The following is a 15,111-nucleotide window of genomic DNA, read 5'->3' on the forward strand; positions in this document are numbered from 1 at the left end:
TATAGGGAGTTCTCAGAAGGCCGCAACCCCTAAATGCAAAAAACTTTTCAAGCGCGTTTTTTTTCAACAAAGCGCTGCACAAGTCAGCGTTTTCGTCACTTTTTCCGGTAAACAGCCACAAAAGCTGGCGGTCCGTGGAGTAAAATAAGAGTAACAATGTCAGTAAAGGAATCGCAGCCATGCAATTTAATGCTCAACAACAGGCCGCCCAACGCAATCTTTCTTATCTTCTTGCAGAAAAACTCGGCCAACAAATTCTGGCAGGCGATTATCAGGCCGGTAGCATCCTGCCCGGGGAGATGGAGCTGGGTGAACAATTCGGCGTTAGCCGCACAGCGGTACGCGAAGCTGTGAAGATGCTGGCGGCCAAAGGCATGCTGTTACCTCGCCCACGCATCGGTACCCGTGTGATGCCGCAAAGCCAATGGAATTTTCTCGATCAGGATTTACTGACCTGGTGGATGACCAAAGAGAACTTCGATCAGGTGATGCAGCACTTCCTTATATTACGCACCTCATTGGAACCTCAGGCCTGCTCACTGGCGGCGGCCCATGCCAGCACTCAGCAAACCGCCCGGCTGGCTGAACTGATGGCAGAGATGCGAGCACTGCATATCCAGTTCGATCGCGAACACTGGATTCAGGTTGATACCCAGTTCCACCAGCTCATCTATGAGGCCAGCGGCAATCCGTTTCTAACGTCGTTCGCTAATTTGTTCAGTTCGGTGTATCAAAGTTACTTCCGTGCCATTACCGGTAACGAAGTGATTAAGCTGCAGCACCATCAGGCCATCGTCGATGCAATACTCGCCGGTGACAGCGCAGAGGCATTATCCGCCTGCCAAATTTTGCTCAGAGAAAAAGACTAACTCACTCCCTACTTATATATAGAAGAAAGATGAAAGGGACGAATACGACGGTTAACCAGGACTCATAATGATTAAATCCGCGCGCAGTATGGCAGGGCTACCTTGGATCGCCGCAATGGCGTTCTTTATGCAGGCGCTGGACGCCACTATCCTCAATACCGCGTTACCGGCAATAGCTCAAAGCCTGGAGCGCTCTCCGTTGGCAATGCAGTCGGCCGTGATCAGCTACACCTTGACGGTCGCCATGCTGATCCCGGTCAGCGGCTGGCTGGCAGATCGCTTCGGCACCCGCCGCGTGTTTATCATCGCGGTTTCGCTGTTTACTCTCGGCTCCCTGCTGTGCGCCCTTTCCCCGACGCTCAGCGTTCTGGTGACGTCACGCGTCATTCAGGGCGTCGGCGGTGCGATGATGATGCCCGTGGCACGCTTGGCGCTGCTACGCGCCTACCCGCGCAGCGAACTGTTACCGGTGTTGAACTTCGTGACCATGCCCGGGTTGGTTGGTCCGATCATGGGCCCGATGCTGGGCGGTTGGCTGGTAACCTATGCCACCTGGCACTGGATTTTCCTTATCAATATCCCCATTGGCCTGCTCGGCATCTTCTATGCACGCAAATATATGCCGGATTTCACCACGCCCAAGCGCCGCTTCGACTTTATTGGCTTTATGTTGTTTGGTTTGAGCCTGGTGCTGGTTTCCACTGGGTTGGAGCTGTTTGGTGAACAAGTCCTGGCCAGCTATATCTCTCTGGGCATTCTGCTCAGCGGCGTGGTGATGCTGTTTGGCTATATCGCCCATGCCCGCAGACACCCCCAGCCCCTCATTGGCCTGGATTTATTCCAGACCCGGACCTTCTCGGTAGGCATTGCCGGTAATGTTGCCTCACGCCTTGGTACCGGCTGTGTTCCGTTTTTGATGCCGTTGATGCTGCAAGTCGGTTTTGGTTACTCAGCAATAATTGCCGGTTGCATGATGGCACCGACAGCCGTCGGTTCGTTGATGGCAAAATCCACCGTCACTCAAGTGCTGCGGTGGTTTGGCTATCGCAAAACATTGGTTGGTATCACCATCATTATTGGCGTACTGATAGCTCAGTTCGCACTGCAAAGCCCTGGCATGCCGCTGTGGTTGATGATTCTGCCGCTGTTTGTGCTGGGAATGGCCATGTCTACGCAATTCACCGCCATGAACACCATCAGCCTGGCTGACCTGAACGACAGCAATGCCAGCTCCGGCAACAGCGTGCTGGCCGTCACGCAACAATTATCCATTAGCTTCGGCGTGGCGATCAGTGCGGCGGTACTGCGTTTCTATCAAACGATGTCACTCGGCACCATGGTTGATCACTTCCACTACACCTTTGTTACCATGGGCATTGTCACCGTGGCGTCGGCATTTGTGTTTCTATTATTAAGAAGAAAAGACGGCCGTAACCTGATCAGCGGCCAAGACCCAAAGAAACCGGCAAAGGTCACAGGTTAACGCCACCCCACCGAGGCGCGTTCCACCAGCTCAGGCGTTAAAACCAAAACCTGAGCGTCACGTTCTGGGTTTTGCAGGCGGTTGATCAACGCATCGATCGCCAGCTCCCCCAGAGAATCTTTTGGCTGGTGAATAGTACTGAGTGGCGGAGCCAGGTATTTGGCTAGCTCAATATCATCGTAGCCCATCACTGCCATGTCCTGCGGTACCGATAACCCGGCCTGGTACAAGGCCTGATAGGCCCCTACCGCAACAGCGTCATTACCGGCAAATACCGCATGCGGTGGCTCAGCCAACGCCAGCAATTGTTTCATGGCATCAACGCCACCTTCAAATTCAAAATCACAGTGCACTTCATATCCCGGCAGGACAGCCAACCCGGCGCGTTGCATCGCCCGGCGATAGCCTTCTAACCGATGGCGTGCCGTGGTTTTATCCTGTGGCCCGGCAATACAGGCAATTTTGCGATACCCGCGGGCGATCAGGTGATCGGTCGCCATCTCACCGCCCAGCAACGAATTGTCCTGGATAATGTCGTTAGCCCCCTCGAACGGAGCCCAGTCCATCATCACTATAGGGAGTGAGGGATAACGGCTCAGCGCATCTTGCGATGGCCGGTGGTTCTCGGTGCACATTAATAGCAAACCATCGACACGTTTTTGCAGCAGCGTTTCCATGTTGCGATTCATGCGCGCGGCGTCCTCTTCCGTATTGCACAGGATCAGGCTGTAGCCACGCTCATAGCAACTGCGTTCAACGCCGCGTACGACCTCAGCATAGAAAGGGTTGTTACTGGAGGTGACCAACATGCCGATGGTGCGCGTCTGATTCAGTTTGAGGCTACGCGCAAGTGCAGAGGGGGCATAGTTAAGGTGTTCAACGGCCGCCATGACTTTAGCTCGCACACTGTCGCTGACAAAGCGATTGTTATTAATGACGTGCGAGACCGTCGAGGTTGAAACACCCGCCAGACGGGCGACATCTTTCATGGTGGCCAAAGGGGTTACTCCTGCTGCTGCAAAAAGGCATCAATCTCTTCGCGCCAAGGCACGGAAGGCTGTGCGCCCGGTCGGGTCACCGCAATCGCCGCCGCCGCATGAGCAAAACGCACCGCATCAGCCATCACTTTCCCTTCCAATAGCGCCGTTACCAGTGCGCCATTGAACGTGTCACCGGCAGCGATGGTGTCTACCGCTTTGACCTTAAAACCTGGCACCAATTTGCCGTTACCCTGCTCACTCAGCCAGACACCTCGGCTACCAAGAGTGATGATCACCGTGGCAATGCCTTTATCATGCAAAGCCTGGGCGGCTTGTGCAGCATCATCGTCATTGTTGACCGTAATACCGGTCAGGCGGTGGGCTTCTGTCTCGTTTGGCGTGATCATATCGACCATTGCCAGCAGCTCATCCGGCAATTCACGTGCCGGTGCCGGATTGAGGATCACCTGAGTTTGGTGCTGTTTCGCCAGTTTGGCGGCGCCAATAACGGTCTCCAACGGAGATTCGAGCTGCATCAGCAGCGCATCGGCATCCACAATCTTTTGCTGGTAACGCGCCAGATAGTCTGGTGTCACTGCGGCATTGGCGCCGGCATCAATGCCGATCACATTCTCGCCCTCCGCGTTGACGAAAATCAGCGCCACGCCGGTGGTGCTGTTGGCAATAGCTTCAATCGGTTGGGTATCAATGCGATCGGTCGCCAGCTGTTTGCGGATGCGTTCGCCGATATCGTCAGCCCCCACGCAGGCGATAAAGGCAATATCTGCCCCGCTGCGCCCTGCAGCCACCGCCTGGTTAGCGCCCTTGCCACCGAACGCCACCTTATACTGTTTCCCGATCACCGTTTCACCCGGATGTGGGAAATGCTCAATATTGAGGATATGGTCGGCATTAATGCTGCCCAGAACCACCAGCTTACCTGTTTCCATCGCATTGATTCCTGAATTGCGCGCCATCATAAGATGGCGCGGGTGTGTCTTATTTGGTGACCAGTTTCAAATCTACCGGAATCGTGGCCGGTACTTTTTCGCCCTTCAGCACTTTGTCGGCAGTTTCTACGCCGATCACACCAATTTGATCTGGACGCTGTGCCACGGTTGCCGCCAGTTTGCCGCCTTCAACCGCTTTCACGCCATCGGCAGTGCCGTCGAAGCCTACCACGACCACATCGGTTTTACCGGCGGTTTGCAGTGCACGCAATGCACCCAGCGCCATTTCATCATTCTGTGCAAAAACGGCCTGCACGTCTGGGTGAGCGGTCAGCAGGTTCTGCATCACGTTCAACCCTTTGGTGCGGTCGAAGTCTGCCGGTTGGCTAGCCAACAGTTTGAATTTGTTCTGATCCAGAGACTGTTTAAACCCTTCGCCGCGTTCACGTGCCGCAGAAGTACCGGCAATCCCTTCCAGCTGGATCACTTTAGCGTCTGCACCGACTTTTTTGGCAATAAAATCACCGGCCATTTTACCGCCGACACGGTTATCAGACGCGATATGGCTGACGACGTCACCTTTGCTCGCCACACGGTCCAATGTGATGACAGGGATCTTGGCCTGATTAGCCATCTTGATAGCATTACCAACGGCATCAGAATCCGTTGGGTTGATCAACAGCAACTTAGGTGCTTGCACCATCAGGTCCTGCACGTTTGCCAGCTCTTTCGCCGGGTTGTTTTGCGAATCAAGCACCACCAGGTTGTAGCCCAGTTTATTCGCTTCTTGTTGTGCGCCTTCCTTCATCGAAACGAAGAACGGGTTATTCAGGGTAGAGACCACCAGCGCGATGGTGTCTTTAGCCAGTGCGTTAGCACTCAGGGTAGCGCTCAGCGCGAAGGCTGAAGCCAGAATTGCCAATTTTTTCATTTTCATCATCGTGATTCCTGTAGGGGGAGGTTATTTGTTGCTTTTGTTCTCTACCAGAACCGCCAGCAGTATCACCACTGCCTTCACGATCATTTGGTAGTAGGAAGAAACACCCAATAAATTCAGGCCATTATTCAGGAAGCCAAGGATCAGCGCCCCGATCAGCGTGCCAACAATGCGGCCTTTGCCACCCGCCAGGCTGGTACCGCCCAGCACGACTGCTGCAATGGCGTCCAACTCATAGCCGGTACCGGCGGTTGGCTGTGCCGAAGACAAACGCGCCACTTCAATCACGCCCGCCAGCGCAGCCAGCAATCCACAGAGTGAATAGACGATAATCTTTACTTTATCGACGCTGATACCGGACAGGCGGGTCGCCGCTTCGTTACCGCCCAGGGCATAAATATAACGGCCCAAACGGGTATGGTGCAGCATGTACCAGGCGGCGATAAATACGATCGCCATGATCCAGATCGGGGTTGGAACCCCCAATGGGCGGCCGATGCCGAACCAGCCGAAAGTATCCGCCACGTCGGTAAAGCCGGTATTCACCGGGCTGCCGTTGGTGTACACCATGGTGACCCCGCGCAACAACAGCATCATGACCAGGGTGGCAATAAATGCCTGAACCTTGCCTTTGGCAACGATCACCCCGGTACAGGCCCCCACTGCCGCACCCAATGCCAATGCCGCCGCGACGGCAACCACCGCGTTAATTTCAAAACCGACGATCGACGCCGCCACTGCGCCAGTCAATGCCAGCAACGATCCTACCGACAAATCAATGCCGGAAGTGAGGATCACTAATGTCATCCCTACCGCCATAATGGCGTTCACCGACGTTTGCTGCAGAATATTGAACAGGTTGTTTACCGTGAAGAAATTCGGGCTCATTGAAGAAACCACGGCGATCAGCACCAGCAGAGCAATCAGTGATTTTTGCTCTAACAGCCACTCTTTACTGAACCAGCGCTTTGCCACACTCTGGGAACTCATATCTGATTACTCCTGCTTTACGCCGTATTGCTTGCCAACAGCCGCAGCCATCAACGCTTCCTGGGTGGCCTGTTCAATCGGGAACTCGCCGCTGAGATGTCCTTCGTGCATGACCAGAATACGGTCACTCATGCCCATAACCTCCGGCATTTCCGACGACACCAGAATGATGCTCAACCCTTCCTGCTTGAACTGGTTGATTAACTGATAGATTTCTTTTTTGGCACCGACGTCGACCCCCCGCGTTGGTTCATCGAGGATCAACACCTTTGGCCGCGTCATCAGGCCGCGGGCAATTGCCACTTTCTGCTGGTTGCCGCCGGAGAGCAGGCCTATCGGCTGTTCCATCGACGGTGTCTTGATATTGAACAAGCGGATGAAATCGCCCACCGCCTGCTGTTCTTCGGCCTGTTTCAGGCTGCCACCGGCGCGGCTGAAATAACGCAGCGCAGTCAGCGACATGTTTTCCTTCACTGACATCCCCAACACCAGGCCATCGCGCTTACGGTCTTCTGAGATATACACAATGCCGTTTGCCAAGCCATCCTGTGGAGAATGGGTGACCACCTCATGCCCGTCGAGTTTGACGGTACCGGCTTTACGCGGTGCGGCACCGTAGAGAATTTTCATCAACTCGGTACGCCCAGCGCCCATCAACCCGGCAACGCCAAGTATTTCGCCGCGGTATAGCGTAAAGCTGACGTCATGCACGCCCGGGCCGGAGACCTGGCTGACTTCCAGCCTTTTTTCACCACGCGGCTGATTCAAACGCGGATATTGTTCTTCCAGCTTGCGGCCTACCATCATTTCTATCAGCGAATCTTCCTGCAGCTCGCTGACCGGTCGTTCGGCGATGAACTGCCCATCACGAAATACCGTAACGTCATCGCAAATTTCAAAAATCTCTTTCAACCGGTGCGAAATGTAAACAATGCCTCGCCCTTCGGCCTTAAGTTCGTTGATCACTTTAAATAAAGAAGCGGTTTCGGTGTCGGTCAACGCATCCGTTGGCTCATCCATGATGATGACCTTCGATTCGAAGCTCAGCACCTTGGCGATTTCCACCATCTGCTGATCGCCAATCGACAGTTCACCCACCAGCCGGTGACTGCTGTAACTCAGGTTCAACCGCGCCAGCAGTTTGTCGGCTTCGGCATACATGCGTTTCCAGTCGATGCGGCCGATACGGTTGACAAACTCACGCCCGAGAAAGATGTTCTCCGCAATCGTCAATTGCGGGATCAGATTAAGTTCCTGATGGATGATACCTATACCCGCTTCCTGCGAATCCTTCGGGCCGTTGAACGCCACTTCTTTACCGAGAAAATACTGACTGCCGGCGTCTTTGTTATAAATGCCGGTCAGCACTTTCATCATGGTGGATTTTCCCGCACCGTTTTCCCCCACCAGCGCCATCACCTTGCCGGGATAAACGCTGAGCGCAGCGCCGGAAAGCGCCTTCACGCCGGGAAAGGCTTTATCGATCCCTTTCAGTTGCAGTAAAGGTTGCATAGACGCCTCAGAAAGTTACGCCGGCACAGAGGATCACATTCGCGTATGGCGAGCATTCCCCGCTGCGGATCACCGCCCGGCTGTGTTCAGTTTGCGCTTTGAAGGCACGGTGACTGATATAGCTCACGCTAATGGTATTGCCCTGGTGTTGGCCGAGTTCGGTCAGTTGAGCCAACAATGCGTTGTGGAGCGGCGGATTTTGTTTGATGATCTCTTCTGCCAGAATGGCGCTTTCTACCTGCATCTCCTGAGTCACCACCTCGAGCACCTGTAAAAACGTCGGCACTCCCTGCGTCAGCGCCAGATCGATACGCTGCGTTGCCGCTGGAATAGGCAACCCCGCATCGCAAATGGCGATCTGATCGGTATGGCCGAGGCGGGAAACCACGGCAGAGACATCAGCATTCAGCAGCACGCCTTTTTTCATTTTCTTTTTCTCATTCCGCCAGCGAAACGTTTCGCTTGTGTCTGGAGTTTAAAAAAACGTCAGGAGAAGGCAACCGGGATAATGCAGAAATGTGATCATTATCGAAACGTTTCGCTCGTGTTACCGAGAACATCAACAGAAAGGGCCCAGCGATTGCTGAGCCCTTGAGGGAGAGTTAAATCTCGACCTGGGTGCCGAGTTCGATCACCCGATTCGGTGGGATCTCAAACTGGTCTGGCGCGCGCAGCGCGTTACGGCTCAATGCGATAAACAACTTGCCACGCAGGAACAAATACCAAGGGCGTTTAGTGAGAATCAGCGACTCGTGCGACATAAAGAACGAGGTTTCCGTCATCCTGCACGGTAGCCCTTCCAGCCCGCAGCGGTGGAACACCTCCTCAACGTTCGGCGTTTCGCGCCAGCCATAGCTAGCCACCACCCGCCAGAAGGTCGGTGACAGTTGCTCGATAGTCACCCGGCGTACGTTATGTACGTAAGGCGCATCCTCAGTACGCAGCGTCAACAGCACCACCCGCTCATGCAGCACCTTGTTGTGCTTCAGGTTATGCAGCAGGGCAAAAGGAATCACGTTGATGGCACGCGACATAAATACCGCAGTACCAGGCACACGCACCGGCGGTGATTTCTCCAATGAAGCAATCATCGCCTCAAGGGAATTACCGTGCTCATGCATGCGACGCAGTAAGCGGAAGCGTTCGCTTTTCCAGGTTGTCATGATGATGAACATCACCAGCGCCAGCAGCAGCGGCAGCCAACCGCCAGAGAACAGCTTCAAGGCGTTTGCAGCGAACATCGGCACGTCAATAATCAGCAGGATGACCAGAATGCCCACCGCGAAGAAGCGGTTCCAATGCCAGTTTTTGATCGCCACGGAGGTCACCAGAATACTGGTCAGTACCATGGTCCCAGTTACGGCAATACCGTATGCCGCGGCCAAATTACTGGAGTGTTCAAACCCGACAATCACTAATACCACCGCGATATACAGTGTCCAGTTAATCACCGGAATGTAAATTTGGCCCGACTCCATTTCCGACGTATGAATAATGCGCATCGGTGACAGGTAACCCAAACGTACTGCCTGACGCGTCAGTGAGAATACGCCGGAGATCACCGCCTGAGAGGCGATAACCGTGGCCAGCGTCGCCAGGATCAATAACGGGATCAGCGCCCAGTCCGGGGCTAACAGGAAGAATGGGTTCTTGATGGCCTCAGGGTTTTTCAGTAGCAGCGCACCTTGGCCGAAATAGTTCAGCACCAGTGAAGGCAACACGACGGTGAACCAGGCCAGGCGGATAGGGAATTTACCAAAGTGCCCCATGTCGGCGTACAACGCCTCGACACCGGTGATCGACAGCACTACCGCCCCCAGCGCAAAGAACGAAACCTTCTTATATTCAATAAAGAAGTTCAGCGCCCATTTCGGGTTTAACGCCTGCAGCACTTCTGGGTTGGCCATAATGCTACGTGCACCCAACACAGCCAGCACGATAAACCACAGTAACATCACTGGCGCAAACAGCTTACCGACGCTCCCCGTACCGTGCTTCTGAATGGCAAACAGCACCGTCAGCACCAAGATAGACAGCGGAACGATATAGGGATCAAGCGACGGGGCAGCAATTTCCAGCCCTTCTATCGCCGACATCACCGATATTGCTGGCGTGATTACCACCTCGCCATAGAAGAAGCTGCCACCAATCAGGCCCAGAATCACCAATATAGCGGTGGTGCGCGCCGACGTGTGGCGCCCAGCCAATGACATCAACGTCAGAATACCGCCTTCACCAGCGTTATCCGCTCGCATGACGTAGGTAAGGTATTTCAGGGAAACAATGACGATCAGCATCCAGAAAATCAGTGACAGGAAGCCGAAAACAACGTCTGGACGAACATCGAAGCCATAATGGCCGGAGAAACACTCTCTGAGAGTATAGAGAGGGCTGGTGCCGATATCACCGTAAACGACCCCAATCGCTGCAAGGGTTACCGCCGATAAAGACTGTTTATGCTCTGTGCTCATAATTCGTTTCTTTATTAGAACATCCGTTAGCGATGCATCCGCATCAGCCAGAGATACGGGCTCTAAGATCCGTTACGCCCACTAAAAGGCGCACAGTATGCACGATTTATACTGCTTGCCTACTCTTATATCAGACCCTAAAAATAAACAAAATGTGAACCAGCCGCTCTTTTGATAATAGAAAGATTTTACTAATCAACAAGCTATACCATTAAAAATAATGGTGGTTTATCATCGGATTATCCACCAAGATTGGCTAACTCTCGGACAACACGGCAATAATATGGCGCCATCATCACTTCTGGCAGAACGGATATCCCGCCTCAGCAACGCGCTTGAGAGCGGCCTTTATGAACGACAGGAAGCAATTCGCCTGTGTTTGCTGGCAGCGCTAAGCGGTGAAAGCGTGTTTCTGCTTGGCCCACCCGGCATCGCCAAGAGCCTGATCGCACGCCGGTTAAAATTTGCCTTTCGCAGCGCGCGCTCATTTGAATATCTGATGACGCGTTTCTCAACGCCAGAAGAAGTGTTCGGCCCATTGTCTATCCAGGCATTAAAAGATGAAGGCCGCTATCAGCGCCTGACCGCCGGTTATCTGCCCGAGGCAGAAATCGTGTTCCTGGATGAGATCTGGAAAGCGGGCCCGGCGATCCTCAATACGTTACTCACGGCGATCAACGAACGTCGCTTCCGTAACGGTAACGCGGAAGAGCCGATCCCACTAAGATTGCTGGTCACGGCCTCTAACGAACTGCCGGAATCCGATAACAGCCTGGAAGCCCTGTACGACCGTATGCTGATACGTCTGTGGTTGGATAAAGTGCAGGACAAACAGAATTTCCGCTCACTGCTGGTCAGTCGTCAGAACGAGAATGAAAACCCGGTGCCGGAAGCGCTGAGCATCAGTGACGAGGAGTATCATCAATGGCAGCCACAGATAGACAAAATCAAGCTGCCAGAAACGTGCTTTGAACTGATCTTCCAGTTGCGCCAACGGCTGGATGCATTAGACCACGCCCCTTATGTCTCCGATCGTCGGTGGAAAAAAGCACTTCGGCTGTTACAGGCCTGTGCTTTCTTCAGCGGCCGCGATGCCGTGGCTCCGCTTGACCTGATGCTATTGAAAGACTGCCTGTGGCACGACCTCACCTCATTGAAACTGCTGCAACAGCAAATTGACCAGTTGCTGACCGAGTCAGCCTACCAACAGCAAACGTTATTGATTCAACTTCAACAGATTCACACCCGTTGGGTGCAGCATCAGCAACAGCAGAGTGACAGCCGAGCGATCGCCTTAGTAAAAAAAGGCGGCATGTTCAGCAGGAAACCGCAGTATGCCCTGGCAACACCGCTTGGGACCGGCGCCCTGACCTTGTTACTGCAAAAACCACTGCAACTGCATGATATTCAGGTTAACCATCTGAGTATTGAAAATAGCGTTCTGGAAAACTGGCTGCAAAAAGGCGGTGACGTACGCGCTAAGCTCAATGGCATTGGCTTTGCACAACAAATTGATCTGGAAGTAGACGAACAACTGCATCTCACCGTGTTGGATGTTAGCCGTCAGCCTTCACTGTTGGCCCTGCCCGGCATACAGACCGGCGGAACACCCCAGGCGATGCTGGATGAAATGGACGCACTGGCGCAGCGCCTGGCGGAGCAACGTCGGTTGTTCAGTCAGCATCAGCCCTGCTTGTTTACCCCCGCGGCTGGCCTGGCAAAAATTGAAGCCAGCCTGTTGCAAGTGGCGGAACAAATCAAACAGCAGCACCAGCAGATGCGCGGCCAGTAATTATGCTCAGTCTGGAAACACTCGATCTGCTGTTAGCGATCACCGAAGGTGAGCTGATCGAGGAGATGATCATCGGCATGCTGGCCGCGCCGCAGCTGACGGTTTTCTTCAAAAAGTTTCCAGCAATACGTCGAGCGTTGGATAACGATCTACCGCGCTGGAAGCTGCAACTCAAAGAACGCCTTCATGAGGCCATGGTACCGCCCGCGCTGGCACAGGAATTTTATCGCTACCAACAGTGCCAATTAGAAAACAACACCCAGTTCTTTCATAACCTTAATGACACCCTGGACCTACTGCGCCAACTGGTTTCTCCTTTCTATGAGCAGGCCCGCACGCTGGTGGATGCAGCGGATCTGCCTAACCATCCGCTGGATGACAGCTTCCAAACCCTGTTTCTACAGCGCTGGCGTATCAGCCTGACGCTGCAGGCTACCATGATGCATCATCAGTTATTGGAACAGGAACGTGAACAACTGATGGCCGAATTGCAGGAACGCCTGGCGTTGAGTGGTGCGCTAGAGCCGGTATTGTCGGAAAATGACACTGCCGCGGGGCGGTTGTGGGATATGAGTAAAGGCCATTTGCAGCGCGGTGACTATCAGAGGCTGGTGGAGTACGGCAACTTTTTACAGCAACAGCCCGAGCTGAAAAAGCTGGCGCAGCAGCTTGGTCGCAGCTATCAGGCCAAAGCGGTGCAGCAACAGGATGCGCTGCCGGAGCCGTTTCGCGTGATGGTGCAGGTGCCGGCCACGCTGCCTGAGGAAGTTAGCGGTATTCATCAAAGCGACGACATTCTTCGTCTGCTGCCGCCCGAGCTGGTTACGTTGGGCATTGAAGAGCTGGAGTTTGAATTTTATCGCCGGCTGCTGGAAAAACGGCTGTTAAGTTATCGTCTGCAAGGCGATGTCTGGCAGGAACAGATCACGATCCGTCAGGTTACCCACCAGCAACAGGATCAACAGCCTCGCGGGCCATTTATTGTCTGTGTGGATACTTCAGGTTCCATGGGCGGGTTTAATGAACAGTGCGCAAAAGCCTTCTGCCTGGCGCTGTTACGCATTGCGTTAGCAGATAACCGCCGCTGCTACATCATGTTATTCGCCAATCAAATCGTGCATTACGAACTCACGGCGGCCAGCGGTATTGAGCAAGCAGTGCGTTTTCTTGGTCAACACTTTCGCGGCGGTACCGATCTGGCGGCATGCCTGAACGCTACGGTGAGCAAAATGGCTGAAAGCGGTTGGTTTGACGCCGACGCGGTGATCATTTCAGATTTTATCGCCCAGCGGTTGCCGGAAGACGTAATAAAGAAGGTGAAACAGCAGCAGCAGAGCCACCAACAGCGTTTTCACGCGGTGGCCATGTCCAGCTACGGCAAACCCGGCATCATGCGCATATTCGATCATATCTGGCGCTTTGATACCGGGTTAAAAAGCCGTTTGATGCGCCGCTGGCGGCGCTGATAATTACAACAGCCCGTCGACCGCTTCGCGTACTTGCGGTGACCACACACCGCATTGTACCTGGCCGATATGAGACAGTTGCAGCAGCAGCATCACCAGACGCGACTGACCGATACCCCCACCGATAGTTTGCGGCATGTCGCCACGCAACAGTGATTGATGCCATTCCAGTGCTAAGCGGTCTTCATCACCGGTTTGCGCCAACTGGCGTTTCAGTGCGCCGGCATCAACACGAATCCCCATGGATGAAAGCTCAAACGCGTCCTGCAGAACCGGGTTCCATACCAGAATATCGCCGTTCAAACCGGCCAGGCCGTCTGCTGCTGGCGTCGTCCAGTCATCATAATCCGGCGCTCGCACATCGTGTGATTTACCGTGTGACAGTTTGCCGCCAATGCCGATCAAGAATACCGCGCCCAATTCTTTGGCAATCGCGCGTTCGCGGCCTTTGGCATCCAGCTCAGGGTAGCGTTGTAACAGGGTTTCGCTGTGCACGAAATGAATCTGTTCTGGCAGGAACGGCGTTAAGCCATATTCGCGGCTGACCTCACCTTCGGTCGCTTTAATCGCCGCATAAATGCTGCGCACGGTGCTTTCGAGGTAATCCTGGCTACGTTCGCCATCGCCCATCACTCGCTCCCAGTCCCATTGATCGACATAGACCGAATGGATCGCGCTCAGACGATCTTCGTCCGGACGCAGCGCTTTCATATGGGTATACAGGCCTTCACCAGCGCCGAAGTCGTAGCTGCCCAGTGTCTTACGCTTCCACTTGGCCAGTGAATGCACCACTTCAAAGGTCGCATCCGGCAACGTTTTTACCTTTACCTGCACAGCTTTCTCGCTGCCAGACAAGTTGTCCTGGGTACCATCGCCCAAGCGGCTGAGGATCGGTGCTTGCACCTCGATCAAACCCAGCTGCTGTTCTAATTGGCGAGAGAAGAAGGATTTAACCAGGCTGATTTGTTGTTGTTTTTGGATAAACTGTTTTTTCATTGCCGTATCTCTTATAAATCTGTCTCTGTTGCCACTGATTAAGCAACAGAATCGCACCGTAATTCAATATCCACTAATCAATATTGCCTTTTCACTTTTAATCATTCATTTTGATACGGTAATAATTCAATAATCAGCAATGAGTGGGGGATTAAATGGCTGAAAATTATCAGATCGATAATCTCGATCGCGGCATCCTTAACGCCCTGATGGAGAACGCACGCACACCGTATGCCGAACTGGCGAAGAATTTTGCAGTGAGCCCCGGCACTATTCATGTGCGGGTAGAGAAGATGAAACAAGCCGGTATCATCACCGGTGCGCGGGTAGACGTAAATCCCAAACGATTGGGTTACGACGTCTGTTGTTTTATCGGCATTATATTAAAGAGTGCTAAAGACTATCCTTCCGCGCTGAAAAAGCTCGAAAGCCTGGAAGAAGTGGTAGAGGCTTATTACACCACCGGCCATTACAGCGTGTTCATTAAGGTGATGTGCCGCTCGATAGATGCGTTGCAACAAGTACTTATCAACAAGATCCAGACGATAGACGAGATCCAGTCTACTGAAACCCTGATCTCGCTGCAGAACCCCATCATGCGTACCATCACTCCTTAGCCAATTATTTACTATACCCATATTATCCACAGGTAGATCCCAGCCGAT

The 15,111-nt window shown here is 53.5% G+C and carries 13 protein-coding genes; 5 read left to right on the forward strand and 8 right to left on the reverse strand.

Features of this window, described 5'->3' with window-relative positions; all coding sequences use genetic code 11:
* Positions 1-179: 179 nt before the first annotated feature.
* Together AC2FC2_RS09020 and mdtD are read left to right on the forward strand one after the other, a co-directional pair.
* The gene (locus AC2FC2_RS09020; RefSeq protein ID WP_490659103.1) at positions 180-869 is read left to right on the forward strand and encodes a FadR/GntR family transcriptional regulator; all 690 of its coding nucleotides are present in this window, start codon (positions 180-182) and stop codon (positions 867-869) included.
* Between the two features lie 67 nt (positions 870-936).
* Positions 937-2,352, forward strand: coding sequence for a multidrug transporter subunit MdtD (gene mdtD / locus AC2FC2_RS09025; protein ID WP_490659104.1), 1,416 nt, complete (start codon positions 937-939; stop codon positions 2,350-2,352).
* Here mdtD and rbsR read toward each other — a convergent pair.
* From rbsR to kup, 7 genes are all read right to left on the reverse strand, one after another.
* Entirely contained in the window at positions 2,349-3,350 is a 1,002-nt protein-coding gene (rbsR, locus tag AC2FC2_RS09030) for a ribose operon transcriptional repressor RbsR (protein WP_209638117.1), read from the reverse strand. The genes mdtD and rbsR overlap by 4 nt on opposite strands.
* Before the next feature lie 5 nt (positions 3,351-3,355).
* Positions 3,356-4,282: a ribokinase gene (gene rbsK, locus AC2FC2_RS09035; protein ID WP_490659105.1), complete on the reverse strand. Its 927-nt coding sequence runs from the start codon at positions 4,280-4,282 to the stop codon at positions 3,356-3,358.
* Between the two features lie 49 nt (positions 4,283-4,331).
* Complete coding sequence (rbsB, locus tag AC2FC2_RS09040) at positions 4,332-5,219, reverse strand: ribose ABC transporter substrate-binding protein RbsB (RefSeq protein WP_037421308.1); 888 nt, start codon at positions 5,217-5,219, stop codon at positions 4,332-4,334.
* Between the two features lie 24 nt (positions 5,220-5,243).
* A complete protein-coding gene (gene rbsC, locus AC2FC2_RS09045; protein ID WP_037421280.1) occupies positions 5,244-6,209 on the reverse strand; it encodes a ribose ABC transporter permease in 966 nt (321 codons plus the stop codon).
* A 6-nt stretch (positions 6,210-6,215) separates the two neighbouring features.
* Complete coding sequence (gene rbsA, locus AC2FC2_RS09050; RefSeq protein ID WP_209638113.1) at positions 6,216-7,721, reverse strand: ribose ABC transporter ATP-binding protein RbsA; 1,506 nt, start codon at positions 7,719-7,721, stop codon at positions 6,216-6,218.
* 7 nt (positions 7,722-7,728) lie between these two features.
* Positions 7,729-8,148, reverse strand: coding sequence for a D-ribose pyranase (rbsD, locus tag AC2FC2_RS09055; protein ID WP_209638111.1), 420 nt, complete (start codon positions 8,146-8,148; stop codon positions 7,729-7,731).
* A 175-nt stretch (positions 8,149-8,323) separates the two neighbouring features.
* Positions 8,324-10,192 carry a low affinity potassium transporter Kup gene (gene kup / locus AC2FC2_RS09060; protein ID WP_209638109.1) on the reverse strand — a complete coding sequence of 623 codons (1,869 nt, stop codon included), beginning with the start codon at positions 10,190-10,192 and terminating at the stop codon, positions 8,324-8,326.
* A gap of 283 nt (positions 10,193-10,475) precedes the next feature.
* Between kup and ravA the strand changes: the two genes are divergently transcribed.
* Together ravA and viaA are read left to right on the forward strand one after the other, a co-directional pair.
* On the forward strand, positions 10,476-11,984 hold the full coding sequence (gene ravA, locus AC2FC2_RS09065) for an ATPase RavA (RefSeq protein ID WP_209638107.1): 1,509 nt from the start codon (positions 10,476-10,478) through the stop codon (positions 11,982-11,984).
* Between the two features lie 2 nt (positions 11,985-11,986).
* On the forward strand, positions 11,987-13,450 hold the full coding sequence (viaA, locus tag AC2FC2_RS09070) for an ATPase RavA stimulator ViaA (RefSeq protein WP_265556626.1): 1,464 nt from the start codon (positions 11,987-11,989) through the stop codon (positions 13,448-13,450).
* Positions 13,451-13,453: 3 nt separating this feature from the next.
* Here the strand turns inward: viaA and asnA are convergent, their stop codons facing one another.
* The gene (gene asnA, locus AC2FC2_RS09075) at positions 13,454-14,446 is read right to left on the reverse strand and encodes an aspartate--ammonia ligase (RefSeq protein WP_209638103.1); all 993 of its coding nucleotides are present in this window, start codon (positions 14,444-14,446) and stop codon (positions 13,454-13,456) included.
* Between the two features lie 155 nt (positions 14,447-14,601).
* On the opposite strand from asnA, the gene asnC reads away from it, so the two are divergent.
* Positions 14,602-15,063 (forward strand): transcriptional regulator AsnC, encoded by a 462-nt coding sequence (asnC, locus tag AC2FC2_RS09080; RefSeq protein WP_004950461.1) that lies wholly within the window; start codon positions 14,602-14,604, stop codon positions 15,061-15,063.
* Positions 15,064-15,111 lie beyond the last annotated feature (48 nt).

Source organism: Serratia sp. CoH_122_TC_1, assembly GCF_058191755.1.

Bases quoted from the DNA above. Each gene is read 5' to 3' on its own strand.
- AC2FC2_RS09020 (WP_490659103.1), top strand. From the start codon at position 180: ATGCAATTTAATGCTCAACAACAGGCCGCCCAACGCAATCTTTCTTAT.
- mdtD (WP_490659104.1), top strand. From the start codon at position 937: ATGATTAAATCCGCGCGCAGTATGGCAGGGCTACCTTGGATCGCCGCA.
- rbsK (WP_490659105.1), bottom strand. From the start codon at position 4,282: ATGGAAACAGGTAAGCTGGTGGTTCTGGGCAGCATTAATGCCGACCAT.
- rbsB (WP_037421308.1), bottom strand. From the start codon at position 5,219: ATGAAAATGAAAAAATTGGCAATTCTGGCTTCAGCCTTCGCGCTGAGC.
- rbsC (WP_037421280.1), bottom strand. From the start codon at position 6,209: ATGAGTTCCCAGAGTGTGGCAAAGCGCTGGTTCAGTAAAGAGTGGCTG.
- rbsA (WP_209638113.1), bottom strand. From the start codon at position 7,721: ATGCAACCTTTACTGCAACTGAAAGGGATCGATAAAGCCTTTCCCGGC.
- rbsD (WP_209638111.1), bottom strand. From the start codon at position 8,148: ATGAAAAAAGGCGTGCTGCTGAATGCTGATGTCTCTGCCGTGGTTTCC.
- kup (WP_209638109.1), bottom strand. From the start codon at position 10,192: ATGAGCACAGAGCATAAACAGTCTTTATCGGCGGTAACCCTTGCAGCG.
- ravA (WP_209638107.1), top strand. From the start codon at position 10,476: ATGGCGCCATCATCACTTCTGGCAGAACGGATATCCCGCCTCAGCAAC.
- viaA (WP_265556626.1), top strand. From the start codon at position 11,987: ATGCTCAGTCTGGAAACACTCGATCTGCTGTTAGCGATCACCGAAGGT.
- asnA (WP_209638103.1), bottom strand. From the start codon at position 14,446: ATGAAAAAACAGTTTATCCAAAAACAACAACAAATCAGCCTGGTTAAA.
- asnC (WP_004950461.1), top strand. From the start codon at position 14,602: ATGGCTGAAAATTATCAGATCGATAATCTCGATCGCGGCATCCTTAAC.